Genomic DNA, 20,382 nt, shown 5'->3' on the forward strand with positions numbered 1-20,382 from the left:
GTCATCAAGGAAGTGCGAAGTGCTTCCGCGATATCGCCGTGCGAATCATTCATAAAGCACTCTTTCGTCGTCGGAGTCGCCCATATCCATTGCGTTATCGAGCGCCAGCCGGATCAATTCGTCCGTGCTCATGGCCGATATCGCGCCAGCATTCGCAGCGTGATTCTTTTCGTCGCTGCCATTCGAATCAAAATTCGATGGAGACGCAGCCGGAGTTCGTATTTCGAGCACTTCGGCAAGTAGGTATTTGGCCAGGGCCGCGGGCGTCGGATGATTGAAAACCAAAGTAGCTGGAAGCTTCATCCCCACGCTCCGGCCAAGTCGATTTCGGAGTTCGACCGCCATCAGCGAATCGAGACCAAGCTCCTGGAGTGGACGATGAACATCGAGGGCGCCCGGCGATGCCATACCGAGTCCCCTCGTCACCTCCGCGCGCACCAAATCGAGCACCACGCGCTCGCGTTCGGCGATCGACAACCCGAGCAGCCGTTGCTCGAGCGAAGGGGTGGCCTCCGTGTTCGCCGCGGCGGGTCGCGAGGCTCGGACGCGAACGAGCCCTCGGAGCAGAGGAGGCAAGGTGTCCCCCCGTGCGCGCAGAATGGCCGCGTCGAAGCGCGCAGGAACGAGCGCAGCGTCCGCCCGTGCGAGCGATGCATCGAAGAGGGCCAGTCCCTCTTCGGGTGAGAGCGGGCGCACGCCACCGCGCGCCATCCGCCGCAGGTCGGCCTCGGTCAGGTGCGCGGTCAATCCGGTCTTCGAAGCCCAAAAGCCCCAGTCGAGCGAGAGACTCGCCAGCCCCCGCGCCTTACGATGATGCGCCAGCGCGTCCAGAAAGGCATTGGCAGCGGCATAGTTGCCTTGCCCGGGGTTGCCGAGCACACCCGAGAGCGACGCAAATAGGACGAACGCCGTCAGCTCGAGCCCCTGCGTCAGTTCGTGCAGATGGTACGCGGCATCGAGCTTGGCACGCAGAACGGACCGCATTCGCGCGGCGTCGAGCGAAGTCAGCACGCCATCGTCCAGCACACCGGCGGCATGAATCACCGCACTCAACGGGTGCTCGACAAAGGCCGTCGCCAAGAGCTCTTCGAGTGCGCCACGATCGCTGGCATCGCACGCCGCGATCTTCACGCTTGCTCCCGCGCTCTCCAGCTCGCGCTTCAGCGCCTCGGCGCCTTCCGCCCGAGCTCCCCGTCGCGAGGTGAGTACCAGGTGTTTGACTCCGTGCTTTAGAACCAGATGCCGCGCCAGCAGCGCGCCCAGCGTCCCGGTGCCACCCGTGATGAGCACCGCACCTTCGCGCCCGAACCCCGGCTCGGTGCACGCGACCTCGGAGGTGCATCGTGAGAGTCTCGGAACGAGGCGTTGTCCGTCGCGAAGAGCGATTTGCGCCTCGCCCTCGTCGAGCGCCTCCAAGAGCGCCCGGCGCGAGGCCGCGGAGCCGTCCACGTCGGCGAGCAAGATAGGAAGGTCGGGGTTCTCGGCTTGCGCCGTACGGACCAACCCCCAGAGCGCGGCGTGGACGAGATCGGGAACCTCTTCGTCGGCTCGTGTCGCCACGGCACCTTGCGTGAGCACCAACAGCCGACGGGATGCGAGCCTCTCGTCGGCAAGCCAATCCTGCAAAAGCCCCAGCGCGCGGCACGTGGCTTCATGGGCTGCTGGAATGACGTCCGCCGCATCTTCAGCTGCGATGAACACGCCGACCACCACGTCGGGCGGCGCGGCACCGTGCTCGAGCGCGTCTTTGAGCGCCGCGAGATCGGCATAGCGCTCCAGTCGCCGCGAGCTCCCCTGGAATGCGGACGCGAGCCCACCGTCGTCGGGCCCGAGCAGCGCCCAATGTTCGAATGCTCCTTGCGAGCCGGAGCTCCGCGGCTTGCCGCGGGCGACTTTCAACGCAGCCGAGCTGGGCGGCGCGCTCCACTCCACGCGCAACAGCGAATCGTCTTGCGGTGCGAGGGCGCCGCGCAACTGCTCGGGCGACACCGGCCGGCGGCTAAGCGCCTCGACCCGCGCCACCGGCTCGCCCCGGGCATCGGCGACGGCGAGCGAGACCGTGTTCGTTTCCTCGTTGCGATCGATGCGCACACGCAGCCTGGATGCCCCCACCGCGCGCAGCGATACACCGCTCCACGAGAAGGGCAGCTCGGAGGCCGATGGCTCTCGACCGACGTCGAGGGCGAGCGTGTGCAGCGCGGCGTCCAGAAGCGCCGGATGCAGACCGAACCGCTCCGCGTCCTTTGCGGTGTCCTCGGGCAACTCCACCTCCGCGAAGAGCTCTCCCTGGCGCGTCCACGCGGCGCGCAGCCCTTGAAATGCGGGCCCATAGCCGTACCCGGCCTCGGCCAGCCGCGCGTAGTGCCCTTCCAGATTCACCGCGTTCGCGCCCGGCGGGGGCCATGCTCTCAGGTCGAATGCTTCCACCTCCGCGGCCGGGCTTATCGTTCCTGTCGCATGCCGCGTCCATGCGCTGCCTTCTCCTGCGACCTCCGAGCGCGCGTACAGGTTCAGCGCTCTTCGTCCCGATTCCTCCGCAGCTCCCACCGACACTTGAATCAACACCGCACCTCGTGGCGGCAGCGCGAGCGGCACCTCCAAGGTCAACTCTTCGACCTGCTCGAGTCCAACCCGATGCGCCGCGACCAAGGCGAGCTCCACGAACGCCGTCCCCGGGACGATCACGGATCCAAAGACCGCGTGCCCCGAAAGCCACGGCTGCTCCGACAGCGACCATCGACCCGTGAACAGATATCCATCCGTGTCGGCCAGCGCCACGGCGGCTCCGAGCAGCGGGTGATCCGCGGAGCCAAGTCCCGCCGATGCCACGTCGGTGCGCTCACCCTTCGGGGCGTCGAGCCAGAATCGTTCCCGCTGGAAGGCGTACGTCGGCAGCTCGATGCGCCGGGGCCGTGAAGGCTCGAGAAGCGCCTTCCAGTCCACGCGATGGCCACGCGAGTGCAGCTCTCCCAGCGAAAGCAGAAACCGCCCGATGTCCCCTTCATCGCGACGAAGCGTGCCCACCACCGTCGCCGGCACGCCCACGCTTTCCAGTGTCTCGTGGAGCGCCAATGTCAGCACGGGGTGCGGACTCACTTCCACGAATCCGGCGTATCCCTCCGCAAGGAGCTTCTTCGTCACGTCGGCAAATCGCACGACCTCGCGCACGTTGCGATACCAGTACGTCCCGTTCAATTCTTCCCCGTCGATCACGCCTCCCGTCACCGTCGAATAGAGAGGGATGCGCGTCGGGCACCCTTCGATTTCCGACAATGCGCCGACCAGCTCCTCTTCGAGGCCTTCCATCTGCGCGCAGTGCGACGCGTAATTCACGCGAACCTTGCGCGCGAACACCTCGGCGACACGCAGCTCTTCGAGCAGTGCGTCGATGGCTTCCGGCTCGCCCGACACCAGCACCGCGTTCGGGCTGTTGTTCGCCGCCATCGACAGCCGATGGCCATACGACGCCAGGTATTTCTCGATGCCCTCGGCGCCCAACTCCACTGCGGCCATGGCGCCTCGCCCGGCCATTTTCCGCAGCGCCAAGCTTCGCAATGCGACCACTTTTGCCGCGTCTTCCAAGCTCAATGCGCCTGCCACGTACGCCGCGGCAATCTCCCCCTGGCTGTGTCCCACCACGGCATCGGGCTCGACGCCCATCGAGCGCCACAACGCGGCCAGCGAGACCATCATCGAGAAGAGCACGGGCTGCACCACGTCCACGCGCTCCAGCATCGCGGGGTCGCCCCGCAGCACCGACGAGAGGTTCCACTCCACGTGTGCCGACAATGCGCGCTCGCACGCCTCCATCTGCTCGCGAAAGACCTGCGACGTCTCCAGCAGCGACTCGGCCATCGCCGCCCATTGCGAGCCTTGCCCCGGAAAGACGAAAACGAGTTTGCCGCCTCCGCGGCTTCGACCCACGACGGCACGCGGCGAAGCCTGCCCTTGACCGAGGGCCTCCAGAGCCTCCATCCACTCGCCCCGCTCCGCACCCACGACGACGGCGCGATGCTCGAAGTGTGTGCGCGTCGTCGCCAAAGAATGCGCGACATCCACCATCTCGAGCTCCGGGTGCGCCGCCAGGTGGTCACGCAGATGCGCGGCCTGCGCGCGCAGCGCCTCCTCGCTTTTGCCCGACAGGAGCAGCGGGATAGCGGGAACGGGAGCGGGTGCGGGAGCGGGAGCGGGAGCGGGAAGAGACGGCGCTTCCTCCAGGATGACATGGGCGTTGGTGCCCGACACACCAAACGAGGAAATTCCAGCGCGCCGCGGACGACCATTACCAGGCCGCGGAGACCAGGGAACGGGCTCGTTCAAAAGGCGGACGGTCTCCGGCGACCAATCGATGTGGGGCGACGGATTTTCCGCATGCAGCGTTTTGGGCAACACGCCATGCTGCATGGCCAACACCATCTTGATGACGCCGCCCACCCCGGCCGCCGCTTGCGTGTGACCAATATTGGACTTCAGACTCCCCAGCCAAATGGGGTTGTCCTTCGAATGGGCTTGTCCATACGTCGCAAAAAGGGCACGGGCTTCGATGGGATCGCCCAAGTTGGTGCCGGTCCCGTGGGCCTCGATCGCATCGACGTCTTCGGGCGAAAGCCGCGCGCTTTCGAGCGCGTGAAGAATAACGCGCTCTTGCGCAGGTCCGTTTGGTGCCGTCAGGCCTTGGCTCTTGCCATCTTGATTCACCGCCGAGCCCCGCAACATGCCCAGAATGGGATGCCCGTTTCGCCTGGCGTCGGAGAGGCGCTCGAGCAAGAGCATGCCGGCACCTTCGGCCCATGCCACGCCGTCGGCCTCGGCGGAGAACGATTTGCAACGCCCATCGGGCGCAAGCCCGCGCTGGCGGCTGAAGGCGACGAAGGCCATCGGGGTGGCCATGACGGTGACGCCGCCCGCGAGCGCGAGGGAGCATTCGCCCTTGCGCAAAGCCTCGCTGGCGAGGTGAATGGCAACGAGCGACGAGCTGCACGCCGTATCGATGGTGACCGTCGGACCTTGCAGTCCGAACGTGTAGGCAATGCGCCCCGCCGCGATGGCCGGCGAGCTGCCGATGCCAACGTAGCCTTCGAGATCGCCCGGGGGTGCCTGCAGACAAAACCGTGCGCCGTAGTCGCTGTACATGATGCCGACGAAGACGCCCGCGAGCGAACCGTGGAGAGAGGAAGGATCGATGCCCGCGCGTTCGAGCGCTTCCCAAGAGATTTCGAGCAAGAGGCGCTGCTGAGGATCGATGGCGAGCGTCTCGCGAGGGCTGATGCCGAAGAAGGCCGGATCGAAGAGGTCGGCGTCGTGGAGAAAGCCACCTTCGCGCGCATAGCTCTTGCCAAGCATCTCCGGGTCGGGATCGTAGAGGCCTTCGAGATCCCAACCGCGATTTTCGGGGAAGGTGGATATCGCATCACGGCCATCGCACACCAGTTGCCAGAGGCTTTCGGGGGAGCGCACGCCACCCGGGTAGCGACAGCTCATGGCCACGATGGCGATGGGCTCGCGCCATTTTTCTTCGGCGATGCGCAACCGCTGGTGCGTATCGCGAAGCTCGTTCATGGCTTGTTTGAGGTACGCGCGGAGCTTCTCCTCCGTCTCGTTGCGTTGGCTCATGGATTCACCTCGGCGAACCCTTTGTCCAAGGATGCAAAAAGCTCCTCGTCGCTGGCGGATTCGAAATCAGTGCTCGGGGCGTTGGGAGCGGGTGTATTCCAATTCGAAAGCAGGGACCGCAGACGCTTGACGACTTTCGTGCGCGCCAAGTCATTTCCGTCGAGGGCGACGAGCGAGCTCTCGAGTCGGTCGATCTCGGCAAGGATGGGGAGATGGCTTTCGGCCTCGTGCGGAAGAAGCTTCTTCGCGAGCAGCTCCGTCAGCGCGTGGGGCGTAGGGTGGTCGAAGAGGAGCGTGGGATCGAGGCGGGAGCCCGTCGCCGCCGAGAGTCGATTGCGGACCTCGAGTGCCAAGAGAGAGTCGAGGCCGAGCTCCTGCAGGGCACGATGGGGATCGAGGTCATTGGGGCCCATCCCGAGGACGCCGGCGATTTCGGAGCGCACGAGATCGAGCAGTGCGCGCTGACGGTCGCCCGACGACAGACTTCGCAGCCGCTCCTCGAGCGATGAGGCGGAAGCACGCGGTCCGCCGCGCCTGATTTTCGAGAGCGAGGCGAGGGAGCGAAATGCGCTGGCTCGAACGAGCCCTCGGAGCAAGGCAGGCACGGCGCCTTCGTCGGGAGCCTGCTTGGAGAGCGCCGCAGCATCGAATCGGGCGGGCACCAGAACGGCATCGGGCCGCGCGAGGGCCGCATCGAAAAGGGCGAGTCCCTGCTTGGACGAGAGTGGATGCCAGCCGCTGCGGGCCATGCGTTGCAGGCCGGCGTCGGTGACATGCGCGGCCATGCCACTCTTTTCGGCCCAGAGACCCCAGTCGAGCGACAGCGCAGGAAGCCCTTGGCTCTTGCGATGGTGCGCAAACGCATCGAGGAACGTGCTGGCGGCGGCGTAATTGGCCTGTCCCGGAGCACCGAGCACGCCCGAGAGGGAGGAAAACAGGACGAAGGCGGACAGGTTCGACGATCGCGTGAGCTCGTGCAGGTGCACGGCCGCATCGACCTTGGCGCGCAGGACCGTCGGAAGTCGCTCAGGTGTCAGCGAAGCAAGGGTGCCATCGTCGAGTACGCCGGCGGCATGAATGACGGCCGTCAGCGGATTCTCGTGAGGGATGGCGGCCAAGAGTTGCTCCAGCGCAGGACGGTCCGAGGCATCGCACGCAGCAAGGGTGACGCGTGCGCCTGCGGCCTCGAGCTCGCGGGCGAGGGCATCGGCGCCGGGAGCCGCCGGTCCTTGTCGCGAGGTCAGAAGGAGGTGCCTGCCACCATGGTGCTGCACCACGTGCCGGGCCAAAAGACTCCCCAGCGCACCCGTGCCTCCGGTGATGAGCACCGTGCCTTCGGGGTCGAGCCGTCGTGCGGCGGACTCCGAGGACGCGCGCACCAGACGCGGAACGAGAACGTTTCCGTCGCGCACGGCCAACTGGTTTTCGCCCGGGTCGAACGCGAGCGGCGCGCGACGCGAAGCTTCGCTGGAGTCGATGTCGACGAGGACGATGGCGGCGTGAGGATTTTCCGATTGCGCGGAGCGAACGAGGCCCCAAAGAGGAGCGTGAATCAAATCGGGAACGGCGTCGTCGGGACGCGCGGCGATGGCACCTCGGGTGAGCAAGACGAGGCGACACGACGCGAAGCGCTCGTCGGCAAGCCAGGCTTTGAGCAGCGCGAGGGCGTTGGCGGTGGCGCGATGCGTGGCGGATAGGATGTCCGAAGCGTCGGATCCTGCATGCGGGATGAAGCGCACGAGGACCCCATCGGGCCTGGGAGCGCCCTGCGCGAGTGCATCCTGGAGCGCAGCGAGATCGGGATACGACTCGAGCTGCGCGTGGCCGCCCAATAAGGAGGAAACCTCGTCGGCGTTCAGGCCGCCGAGCAAAGCCCAGCGAAGGGATGCGGAGGACGACGACGGAGAGAAACTCGGCGCCTCGGTCCACTCGACGCGGAAGAGCGCATCGTGTTCGGACGAACGCGCACGGTGCAACTGCTCGGGCGCGACGGGGCGGCTGGAAAGAGCACCGACGCGGGCCATCGGCTCGCCGGTGGCATCGGCAATGTCGAGCGAGGCGACACGCCGCCCGTCGTTGGGGCGCCGAAAACGCACGCGTAGGGCGGAAGCCCCCACGGCCCGCAAGGAAACGTCACTCCAGGAGAAGGGCAGCGTGGCACTGGCTCCCGTGTGCAGGCTCTCGACGGTGAGCGCATGCAGCGCCGCATCGAGGAGGGCCGGGTGAAGAGCGAAACGCCCGGCATCTCTGGCGGCCGCTTCGAAGAGCTCGACCTCGGCGAAAAGATCTTCGCCGCGCTTCCAGACAGCACGCAGGCCCTGGAAGTCCGCGCCGTACACGAATCCCAAACGAGCCAACTGCTCGTAGAGCCCGTCCAGAGGCACCGCCACCGCTCCTGCCGGCGGCCAAACGCGCAGCTCGAAATCTGAAATGGCCGGTGCTGCCGGCGCGAGCAGCCCGCTGGCGTGCCTCGTCCAGGGTGCATCGTCCTCCTCGCCATCCGGGCGAGCGTAGAGAGAGAGCGACCTTCGCCCCGTCTCGTCCGGGACACCGACAGAGAGCTGCACCCGCATCGCCCCCTCCGCGGGAAGCGCGAGGGGAATCTCCAGCGTGAGATCCTCGACCCGATCGAGCCCCACGCGATGGGCCGCCACCAGCGCGAGCTCGACCAATGCGGTGCCCGGCAAGATGACCGCGCCGAAGACCTGGTGGCCCGAAAGCCATGGGTGCTCGGAGAGCGACAAGCGACCGGTGAACAGAAACCCATCGACGTCGGCCAAGGCAACGGCCGCGCCCAAGAGCGGATGCTCGGCCGACGTCAGCCCGGCGGAGGCCACATCGGCCTGTCGCGACTTGGGGGCATCGATCCAGAGGCGCTCGCGTTGAAAGGCATAGGTGGGCAGCTCGGCGCGACGAGGCTTCCACGGTTGGAAGAAGGCATTCCAATCGAGGTGGTGTCCGCGCGTGTGCAGCTCGCCGAGGGCGGCGGTGAAGGTCTCGATGTCCGGGCGGCGGCCATTTCGCAGGGCCGGAACGAACGTGGTGTGCGTTCGAAGCTCGCCCGACAGAGCCTCGCGGGCGAGAGCCGAGAGCACGCCGGCGGGCCCCAGTTCGAGGAATGTGCGAGCCCCTTCGCCATGCAGAGTCCTCACGCCATCCAGGAAGCGGACCGCACGCCTTACGTGCTCGACCCAGTAGCTGGGGGCGACGAGCTCGCTGGCCTCGGCGAGCTTGCCCGTGACATTCGAGACGATGGGGATGCGAGGCGAATGATACGTCAAGGTCCGGGCGACCGCGCCGAACGCCTCGAGCATGCCGTCCATGTGATGGGAGTGGAACGCGTGGCTCACGCGCAGCCGGGAGCACTTGCGCCCGAGTGCCTGGAAGTGCCTTTCCACCTCGAGCACCGCGTCGCCGTCCCCACTGACGACGGTAGAGGACGGACCATTGAGCGCGGCGATGAGGACCCGGTCGTTGGTCTGCGCCAGCACGGGGAGCAGCTCGTCTTCGGAAGCGTGCACAGTGAGCATGAGCCCTCCGCGCGGGAGGTCTTGCATGAGCCGGGCACGCGCACCGACCAAGGTGCAGGCATCTCGAAGAGAGAGAACCCCCGCCACGTGCGCCGCGACCAATTCGCCGATGGAGTGTCCGAGCAAAAGGTGCACTTCGAGACCGATGGTCTCGAAAAGCCGGAAGAGCGCCACCTCGAGTGCGAACAGGGATGTCTGCGCAAAGGAAGTCTCATCGAGCCGTGCGGCTTCTTCGGAGCCTTCTGCGGCAAAGAGCACCTCGCGCAGGGGTCTCTCGAGGTGCGGATCGAGGTGTTCGCACACGGCATCGAACGCATCGCGGAAGGCGGGGAAGACCTCATAAAGGGTGCGGCCCATGCCGAGCCGTTGGCTCCCCTGCCCCGTAAAGAGCACGGCGACCTTCGACGCCGAGGTCGTGCGTTGCGAGCTTCGTCCCGTGGCGAGCGATTCGAGGCTACGGATCAACCCGGCGCGATCGTTCGCGACGAAAGCGGCGCGGTGCTCGAAGTGCGAGCGGGTCGTGGCGAGCGAGTACGCTACATCGACGAGCTCGAGGTCGGAATGGCGCTCGAGATGCGCGCGCAGCCGATCGGCCTGCGCCCGCAGTGCCGCGTCGCTCTTGCCCGAAAGCAGCACCGGCACGACCAGCTTTTCCACTCCCGCTCTCGTTTCGGCCGCGGAAAGAGACGGAGCTTCTTCGAGAATGACGTGGGCATTCGTCCCGCTCATTCCGAACGAACTCACACCGGCGATGCGTGCTGCGTCCTGCCGGGGCCACGCCACCGATTCGGCCGCAACCTCCACTGGCAACTCGTCCCACGCGATATGCGGATTGGGTGTTTCGAAGTGCAGACTCTTCGGGATCACGCCATGCTCGAACGCGAGCACGACTTTCAGCAAGCCCGCGACACCCGCCGCCGCGTCCGTATGTCCAAGATTGCCTTTGATGGATCCCAAGACGAGCGGGCGATCGCGATGGCCGGATTCGCGGAACACATTGCCGAGCGCGTGCAGCTCGATGGGATCGCCGAGGGGCGTGCCGGTGCCATGGCACTCGACGTACGCGACATCGTTCGCGTCGACGCGCGCATCGGCGAGTGCACTCCGAATGACCTCTTCTTGGGCGGCGCCATTCGGAACGGTGAGTCCTTGAGCGCGCCCATCGTGATTGATCGCGCTACCCCGAACCAACGCCAAAACACGATGGCCCTTCTGCACCGCGGCGCGGAGGGGCATGAGCACCAGCATGGCGCAACCATCGCTTCCGACGATGCCGTCCGCCGACGCGTCGAACGGTTTGCACCTCCCGTCCTTCGCCATGTGCCCGAGAGCGGTCCACGAGTCCATCTCGCGTGCGCTCCGAGGAAGCAACCCCACGCCTCCGGCCAGAGCGACGGTGCACTCCCCCGCGCGCAGCGACTTGCAGGCAAGGTGCACGGCCACCAGCGACGACGAGCACGCCGTGTCGATGGACATGCTCGGCCCCCGCAGCCCCAAGAAATAGCTGATACGCCCCGCGATGACGGCGGGAAGATGGCCCGTGATGTCGTGGGTATCCGCTTCGCCTGACAGGTGCGAGATCCCGGACGCCCCGACGTAAACGCCCACCTGGGAGCCTTCCAACGTCGAGCCGGGGATTCCGGCTCGTTCGAGCGCCTCCCAGCTTACCTCCAGCACGAGTCGCTGGCGCATATCCATGCGGGCGACTTCGCGCGGAACCATCCGGAAGAACCCTGCATCGAATGACTCGAGATCCTCCACGACCCCGCACGGGACCGAACGGCCGTCCACCGAAAGACTCCCAATGGCATTTTCGCCATCCCGGAGAAGAGCCCACAGTTCCTCGGGATTGTCGCAAGTGGGCATTCGGCAGGAAATACCGATGATGGCGATGGGTTCCTGCGGGCTCGCAAGATGGCCATCCGCGCGCGCCTCGGCAGGCATCAAAGACGCCTGGGGTCGGGTGCCTTCACCTCGGACTCGCCGAACGTGCTGCGCGAGATCGGAGATTCTCGGATGAGCAAAAAGCTCGGCAACGGACAGCTTGATCTTCAAATTCGTCCAAATGCCCCGTTGCATCCGAACGAGTTGCAGCGAATTACCCCCTTGCTCGAAAAACGTCCGCCCCACGTCCACGCTGGGGCGACCGAGAAGGCTTTGCCAAACTTCGGCGATGCCGCGCTCGATGTCGTCGCTCGGCAGAACGTGCACGCGCGCATCGTCCGCGCGCGGGATTTCCAATTTGCCGAGCGCCAGCCGATCCACCTTTCCATTCGGCGTGAGGGGCAGTGCAGGCAAGACCACGAAGAAGGACGGGACCATCGCCGCGGGCAACGAGTTCTTCAGGTGCTCTCGCAAATCGTCCGCCGTGATGCGGGGCCCATCCGCCTTCGCGACGTAGTAAGCCACCAGGCGCGCATCGAGGCCGCTCTTGTCGACGACGACCGCAGAGCGGGCCACGGCCGCGTGGCTGCCGAGTGCATGCTCGATTTCGCCGAGCTCGATGCGGAAACCGCGAATCTTCACCTGCTGATCGACACGTTCGAGAAATTCCAATGTTCCATCGGAGGCCCAGCGCACGCGATCGCCCGTCCGATACATGCGCGCGTTCGCGCTTTCTGCGAAAGGATCGGGGACGAATCGCTCCCGAGTCAGCTCGGGACGGTGCAGATAGCCCCGCGCAACGCCATCGCCTGCGATGAACAACTCTCCCGGAAGCCCCACCGCAGCGGGTTCCCCATGGGCATCCAGCACGTAGACGCGCGTATTCGCAATAGGGCGACCCAAACTGACACTGCCCCGTCCCGGATCGACCACCCACACCGTCGACCAGATTGTCGTCTCCGTCGGCCCGTAGCAATTCCACAGCCGCTTGGTGCGCTGTGCGAGCTCCATGGCGAGATGCCACGCAAGGGCCTCGCCGCCGCAAAGGGCACGCAGATTCGGCGAGCCTTTCCAGCCCGCTTCGATGAGCAGATGCCAAGTCGCAGGCGTGGCCTGCATGATGGTGGCCCGCTCGAGCTCGCGCCGGAGTAGGTACCCATCGGAGGCACGCTCTTTCGAGACCAAGCGGCATGTCGCGCCCCGCACCAGGGGCACCCATATCTCGAGTCCCGAGATATCGAATGAAAACGACGTTACCGCAAGCAACGTGTCGCTCGGCTCGACCGCGAGCTCCTCCACGAAGTACGAAATGAGATTCGTCAGTGCGCGGTGGCCGACCTCGACGCCCTTCGGTTCACCCGTCGAGCCCGAGGTGTAGAGCACGTACGCCACATGCTCGGCCGTCACCGAGGACTTTGGCGGCGTTGCCATGCATGCATCCAACGCATCCTTTTCGAGATCCAATCGAATCGTTCGAATCTTGGAGCCGTATTCGAGATTCGATTCAAGCTGGCCACTGGTCACGAGCAACGGGGCTCGAGAGTGCTCCAGAATGAACGCCAGCCGCTGGCGCGGATAGGACGGATCCAAGGGCATGTACGCCGCCCCCGTTTTTGCGATGGCCAGCAGCGCGACGACCATATCGAGCGAGCGCTCGAGGCACACGCCCACGATCACACCGGGTCCGACGTCGACCTTTGCCTCGGCGCCCACCGCAACGATGTACTGGGCAAGTCGATTCGCTCTTGCCTCGAGCTGTCCATAGGTGAGCTGCTTGTCCTCGAATGCGAGTGCCACGGCATCGGGGGTGCGCGCGGCCCGATTTTCGATCAGCTCGTGAATGCATGCGTCTCTGGGATAGTCTCGAACCGTATCGTTGCATGCGACCAGAAGCTGTTGTCGCTCGGCGCTGGAAAGCACGGACAATCGATCGATGGTGACATCGGATTGTGCCATTGCCGCCTCGAGGAATGCTTCGAAGTGCCGCACCATTCCGTGGATCGTGCCGGGCTCGAACGAGTCCTTCGCGTACTCCAGATGTCCGCGAAGGCCACCCGCACCGTCTTGCAGCTCGAGGTAAAGGTCGAATTTGGCCGCTGGGCAGGCAGGCAACCAGTCCTCTCGCGCGAATGTCCACGAGCCGTCTGCTCCTTCGTCCGCGCGAAACGGCACCAGGCTCAGTACGGTCTGGACCTCGAGGCCACGGGCATCGGCGGCGGCCTCGCGGTGTGCCCGCACGACGTCGGCGAAGTCCACGGTCTGGTGCCTCATGGCATCCCGAACCATGTCGCTCGTTCGCCGCACCAACTCGAGAAATGTCGGGCCTCGAGATACATCGCACCGCAGGAGCACGGTATTGACGAAAAAGCCTAGGACCCCATCGAGCTCGCGGCGATCGCGCTTCGAAACCAGGGTTCCAACGGGAATGTCGGATTGACCCGAACCAGAATAACGCGCGAGCACGCAGGCCCATGCCGCCAGAAGAACCTCGAACAGGGTGCTTCCTTCTCTTCGTGCGAAATCGTGAATCGATTGGCTGAGCGCGGGCGACAAAGACACGGACACCAGGGCGGCGGGCTGAGTACGCGCTTGCTCTTCGTGAGACACGGCCTCTCTGACCCGATAAGGCAATTCGAGGCGCGAAATGCCTGCCAAGCGTTCTTTCCACCAGGCGACACCCGCTATGTAGGCTTCTTCGGCGGCATACTTTCGCTCGTAGCGAACGAAATCCGAATAGGCATAACGCAATTCGGGCAACGCATCCGAACTTCGATATACGCGAGACAGCTCGTCGACAAATACGACAATCGAAAGAACGTCGGTAATGACGTGATGCAGTACGAAATATAGGATATGCCGGCCGTCATCCAATGTCAGTGCCAGGACCCGCCACAGCGGCCCCCGCTCGAGATCGAAAGGACGGCGGCGGAAGTCGGCGGTCAGGCCTGCGAGTCCCGCATCGGTCCATCCAAGTTGCCGCAGGTCCATTTCCTCGAGCGGGACAGGCCCGTCCGGAGCGATGAGCGCGCGCGGCACCTCCACACTGCCCGGGGTTATGGCCACTTCCGGAAACGTCGTTCGCAGGGCCTCGTGGCGCCGGACGAGAAGCGCGAGGCATCGTCGAAGACGTTCGATGTCCAGCGTTCCCGTGACTTCGAGGGCAAAGTTCTCGTTGTACTGGCCGCTCTCGGGTGCGAGACGGTCGAGAAACCAGAGCCGTTGTTGGCCCAACGACAAATCCACGAGCCGCGTTTCCTCGTTGGCCGGTCGCATCGAGATTTCCCAGGGCGGATCGTTCGTGACCGGGCCGACCATGAGCGTGGAGAGAAATCGCGCGAGCGCTGCCGGAGAGGGATGTTCGAAGAGGAGGGTGGCCTGCAGTCGAAGCCCCATGGCGGCCGAAAGCCGATTGCGGAGCTCGAGCCCCATGAGCGAATCGAGGCCGAGCTGCTGGAGGGGACGATGCGGCTCGAGGGTGGCGGCGGAAGAAAGGCCCAGCACAGTGGCGGCCGCAGAGCGAACGACGTCGAGCAGGGAGCGCTCACGGTCCTCGGGGGAAAGAGCACGAAGCCGCTGTTCGAGCGAGGAATCCGCCCGGATCGCAGGGGCGTCGGCCGCCGTTGGCAAGGTCCTGGCTCGAACGAGGCCTCGGAGCAAGGGGGCGGTCTGACGAGCGAGAGCCGCCGTATCGAAGCGCGCGGCCACGAGCATGGCATCGGGGCGCGCGAGGGCCATATCGAATAGAGCGAGGCCTTCTTCCGAGGAGAGCGGGCGCAATCCGCCTCGGGTCATGCGCTGCAGGTCGGCGTCGGTGAGATGGGCGGTCATGCCGCTCTTCTGCGCCCAATAGCCCCAGTCGAGCGAAAGCGCCGCAAGCCCGCGGGCCTTGCGATGATGAGCCAGAGCATCGAGGAAGGCGTTGGCGGCGGCGTAGTTCGCTTGGCCGGGGGAACCGATCACGCCGGCGAGGCCAGAGAAGAGGACGAACGCCGCGAGGTCGAGCGATTGCGTGAGCTCGTGCAGGTGCAGCGCGGCATCGAGCTTGGCGCGCAAAACCGGGTAGAGCCGCTCGGGCGTCAGCGATTCGAGCAGACCATCGTCGAGCAAGCCTGCGGCATGGACGATGGCCGTGAGCGGATGCTCGTGCGGGATGGACGCCAAGAGCTCCGAGAGCGCATGCCGATCGGAGGCATCGCACGCGGCGATCGACACCCGAGCACCGGCAGACTCGAGCTCGCGCGCGAGGGTCTCGGCGCCGGGAGCTCGAGGCCCCTGTCGCGACGTGAGCAGCACGTGCTTGACGCCATGGTTTGCGACCAAGTGGCGCGCCAAAAGGCTCCCCAGCGTACCGGTGCCTCCGGTGATGAGCACCGTGCCTTCGGCGTCGAGCGCTCGCGGCGATGGTTCAGGAGAATGCGAGCATCGCGCGAGCCGAGGAACGAGCAGCTGACCCTCGCGGAGGACCATCTGATTCTCGTCCGCCGCAGGCAAGGACAGCGAACGCAACGCGTGACGAGACGCATCGGTGTGGTCGATGTCGAGGAGGACGATGGAGGATTGGGGGTATTCGGTTTGCGCGGACCGCACGAGCCCCCAGAGCGGCGCGTGCACGAGATCGTGGACGTCCTCGTCGGGAGACGTCGCGATGGCACCTTGGGTGAGGACGACGAGGCGAGACGAGGCAAAGTGCTCATCGGCCAGCCAGGCTTGGAGCAGAGCGAGTGCCTTGGCGGTGGCGTGATGGGCAGCGGAAATGACGTCCGCCGTGTCACGAAAGGCAAAGGGAACGAAGACGACATCGGGGCGAGGTGCGCCCTGCGCGAGTGCCTCTTTCAATGCGGCGAGATCGGAGTAGCTCGGAAGCGGCGCATCGTCCGTCCGGATCGAGGAGAGCGCGAAGTCATCCGAGCCCAATAGAGCTGCGCGAAACGACGGGCGCGGCACGTCGTGCACCTCCGGCCAGGTCACCCTGAAGAGAGCACCCCGGTGGGACGAAAGAGCGCGGTGCAGTTGCTCGGGCGCTGCAGGCCGGATGGCGAGGGCATGGACGTGCGCCATCGGCTCGCCCGTGGCATCTGCGATATCGAGCGAGACGGTGCCTCCCTCGCCGAGACGCCGAAAGCGCACGCGCAGGGCGGACGCGCCAACGGCGCGCAATGAAACGTCGCTCCACGAGAAAGGCAACGCGGCATCCGTGCTCTCGACGGCAAGCGCGTGCAGAGCCGCGTCGAGGAGGGCCGGGTGCAGGGCAAATCGTTTGGCATCCTGGACGAGCGCGTCGGGAAGTTGGACCTCGGCGAAGAGCTCGTCGCCGCACTCGTAGACGGCACGTAGACCCTGGAAATCCGCGCCATAGGCAAATCCCGCATGGGCCAATTGGTCGTAAAAGCCATCGAGAGAAATCGCCGTCGCACCCGGCGGAGGCCAAGCACGCAGCTCGAAATCGAAGTGGGCCGGCGCGGCCGGAGCCAAAAAGCCGCGTGCGTGCCTGGTCCAGGGTGCGTCGAGGGGGGCGTCCTCCGAGCGAGCATGGAGAGCGAGCGACCTCCGGCCCGTCTCGTCGGGAGCACCCACCGAGAGTTGCACGAGCATGGCCCCACGCGGCGGGAGCGCGAAGGGTGCTTCCAGCGTAAGCTCTTCGAGCCGCTCGAGGCCGACACGATGGGCAGCAACGAGCGCGAGCTCGACGAAGGCCGTGCCAGGCAAGAGGACCGTACCGAAGACTTGGTGGCCCAAAAGCCAAGGATGCTCGGAGAGCGACAAGCGCGCGGTGAAGAGAAGTTCATCGGCCCCCGCCAAGGCGACGGCAGCGCCCAAGAGCGGGTGGTTGGCCGAGATCAGTCCCGCGGAGGCGACATCGGCACGCCGCGCGCTCGGAGCGTCGAGCCAGAATCGCTCACGCTGAAAGGCGTACGTCGGCAGGCCGATGCGGCGAGGGCTCCAGGGCTGGAAGAAGGCATTCCAATCGAGATTCCGTCCGCGCACATGGATCTCGGCAAAGGAAAGAAGCAACCGCGCGAAGTCGCCCTCGTCACGGCGAAGGGAGCCCACGACGGTGGCGTGAATGCCCGAGGCGCTTTCGAGCGTCTCGTTCAGAGCGAGCGTGAGCACCGGATGGGGGCTGACCTCGACGAAAAAGCGATATCCGTCTTCCAGTAGCTTTTCGGTCGCATCCGCGAAACGCACGGTTTGTCGGAGGTTGCGAAACCAATACGCGGCATCGAGCTGCGTACCGTCGATTCGAGCTCCGTTGACCGTGGAATAAAGCGGAATCGTGCTGGCGCGCGGCTCGATGTCCTGCAGCTGGGAGAGCAGCTCGCCCTGTACGGCATCGACGTGGGCGCAATGCGAGGCATAATCGACGCGCACTTTTCGAGCGAAGACCTGAATCGCGTCGAGCTCGCGCAGGAGCGCATCGACCGCATCGGGGTCGCCCGAGACGAGGGCGGCGCGGGGGCTGTTCACCGCGGCGATGGACAGCCGATCGCCAAAGGGTGCGAGGTGCGTCTGCAGCGATTCGAGCCCGAGCTCGACGGCCGCCATGGCCCCTTTGCCCGCGAGTCGGGTGAGCGCGCGGCTGCGGAGGGTAACGATCTTGGCCGCATCGTCGAGTGAAAGGGCACCCGCGACATAGGCCGCGGCAATCTCGCCCTGACTATGTCCGACGACGGCGTCGGGCCGGGCGCCCATGGATCGCCAGAGCACGGCGAGCGAGACCATCACGGCGAAAAGCGCTGGCTGCACGACATCGACGCGGTCCAAGGAAGCGTCTTGGCCGCCGAGCCCGCGAAGGACAGCGAGCAAAGACCAATCGACGTACGGTGAGAAGGCGCGCTCGCACGCTTCGAGCTGCTCGCGAAAGACGGAGGATGTCTCGAGCAGAGACGACGCCATGGCCTGCCACTGCGAGCCTTGCCCCGGAAAGACGAAGACGAGCTTCCCATCGCCCGCGCGTGGCCCGACGACGGCTCCCCCGCACGACTGCCCCTTTGCAAGCGCATCGAGACTGCCCATGAGGGCAAGTCGATCGTGGGCAACGATGGCGGCCCGATGTTCGAAATGGGAGCGGGTGGTGGCGAGGGAGTAGGCGATATCGACGAGCTCGAGATCGGGACGGGCTTCGATGTGCTCGCGCAGAAGTAAAGCTTGTGCGCGCAACGCCACGTCCGTTTTTGCGGATATCAGGAATGGCAGAATGGCAGGAAGCGACGGCGTCGCGGCCACGGCGGCGGGCACGCTTTCGATGGCCGGTGCTTGCTCCACGACCACGTGGGCATTCGTACCGCTCATGCCAAAGCTGCTGATCCCCGCACGCCGCAGCCGGCCCGCCGGCCAGGGCACCACGGATGTCGGCACCTTCACCGGCAAATTCGCCCATTGAATTTTGGAGCTCGGATTTCGGAAATGCAGACTCGGAACGATGGCCGCATTTCGAATCTGAAGTACCGCCTTCATCAGGCCGCCCATTCCGGCGGCCGCCTCCATGTGCCCGAGATTCGATTTCGCCGAACCAACCCAAAGGGGGCTCGTCCGGGTTCCCGAGAAGACCTCCCCCAGCGCGTGCATCTCCACCGGATCGCCCAGCGGCGTACCGGTGCCATGCGCCTCGATGCAATCGATGTCGTCCGGAACCAAACCGGCGCTCCGCAGAGCGCTCTGAATGACCCGTTGCTGCGCCGGCCCATTTGGCACCGTCAGGCCGCCGCTTGCCCCGTCCTGATTCACCGCACTGCCCGCGATCACCGCCAGAATCGGGGCCCCATCGCGGAGCGCGTCCGACAAGCGCGTCAACAGGACGGTGCCAATGCCTTCGCTGCGCCCATATCCGTCCGCCGCCTCGTCGAACGACTTGCAGCGACCATCCGGGGATAGCATGCGGGCCCGCGAACAAAACCGATGTTGAAGCGGCGACAGAATCATGGCCGCGCCGCCTGCAATGGCCTGCCGGCACTCGCCGCGGCGCAGGCTCTCGCACGCGACGTGAACGGCCACGAGCGACGACGAGCAGGCCGTGTCGACCGTCAGCGACGGGCCACGAAAACCAAAGACGTACGAGATCCGTCCTGCGGCGACGGCCGCCGACACTCCGGTTGCGCACGAAATATCAATTTCGTTGTCGGCAACGTGTTCGGCGACGTGCACGAAATAATCGTGCGTTCCCATTCCGATGAATACGCCGGTGTCCGTGCCGTAGAACGTCTCTGGCGGCACGCCGGCGTTTTCGAACGTCTCCCAAACGACTTCCAACAGGATCCGCTGCTGCGGATCCATGTACAACGCTTCGCGCGGTGCGATGTTGAAGAAGGCACAATCGAACTGGTCCTTGTGGGGCAGATAGCCGCCACGACGGGTCGCAATCGCCCCGCGCACTTCGGGATCCAAGCTGAAATAGGCATCATTGTCCCATCGATCGGCGGGAATATCCGTCGTGGCGTCGATGCCCTCGACCAATACGCGCCAATAATCATCGGGGCTGCCAATCCCTCCTGGAAAGCGACAACCCATTCCGAGAATGGCGATCGCGTCATCGACGGAGGGTGCCCCAGGCCCGCGGCTTTCGCTCTGCGACGCACGCACGTCACCGAGGTGGGCCGAGACGAGGGTCACCAGCCGCTCCACCAACGCTTCGATATTTGGAAAATCGAACAGCAACGAGCTCGGAAGTGACAGATCGAGATGAGAGTCCAATAGGACCCTCATCTCCGTGGCCCTCAAGGAGTCGATCCCGACGTCCATGAAGCCTTCATGCGAGCCGATCTCGTCGGGCTCCAATCCCACGCGGCGCGCGATCTCCGAGCGAAGAAACTCCGTCAGCAGGGCGGACCACTGCTCCCGACTCGCTGTGCGCAGCCGATCGACGAGGCGCTGGGTATCCATATCAGAGAGCCTTTTTCGTGGCCTTGCGAATGTATGGGTCGACGCCCGCGATCATGTCCTCCCGCGGGGGGCTGAAGATATCCATGGTGATGGAATCCTCGAGGTACGTCGTCGCATGCGGGACGTTGCCAGGCACCATCCACGACGATCCCGGCTGGTCGAAGAGCCGCTCTTCGCCCTCCGACTTGAAGATGCCTTTTCCCGAGACGAGATAGTAAAACTGCTCGTGCGGGTGGGTATGCGCCGGAAGATCGACCCCCTTGTCCCAGAACCACATGACGATGGTCATGTTCTCGGAGCTCACCATTTTCCGGCGAACCCCATCCACAATCTTTTCCTCGGGAACACTATCCCAATCAATCCATGCCATGGCTCAACTCCTTCGCTATCAACAACCGCTGAAAGCAAGTGCCGCTCCCAGAAATTCACATGAAGGCGGGAAGGCGGGAAGGTCTTACGGCACTTGCAGCGCGAGGCG

At 65.3% G+C, this 20,382-nt stretch carries 3 protein-coding genes; all 3 read right to left on the bottom strand.

Annotated features, from left to right (window positions below; translation table 11 throughout):
* Positions 1-45: 45 nt before the first annotated feature.
* The 3 genes from LZC95_34930 to LZC95_34940 are packed head-to-tail and all read right to left on the bottom strand — an operon-like array spanning position 46 to position 20,274.
* Positions 46-5,613 carry a type I polyketide synthase gene (locus LZC95_34930; protein WXA91640.1) on the bottom strand — a complete coding sequence of 1,856 codons (5,568 nt, stop codon included), beginning with the start codon at positions 5,611-5,613 and terminating at the stop codon, positions 46-48.
* Positions 5,610-19,904, bottom strand: coding sequence for an amino acid adenylation domain-containing protein (locus LZC95_34935; GenBank protein ID WXA91641.1), 14,295 nt, complete (start codon positions 19,902-19,904; stop codon positions 5,610-5,612). The genes LZC95_34930 and LZC95_34935 overlap by 4 nt, the downstream gene beginning before the upstream one ends.
* A 1-nt stretch (position 19,905) precedes the next feature.
* Entirely contained in the window at positions 19,906-20,274 is a 369-nt protein-coding gene (locus LZC95_34940) for a cupin domain-containing protein (GenBank protein ID WXA91642.1), read from the bottom strand.
* Between the last annotated feature and the right edge of the window lie 108 nt (positions 20,275-20,382).

It is taken from the genome of Sorangiineae bacterium MSr12523, assembly GCA_037157775.1.
GTDB lineage: Bacteria > Myxococcota_A > Polyangia > Polyangiales > Polyangiaceae > Pendulispora > Pendulispora brunnea.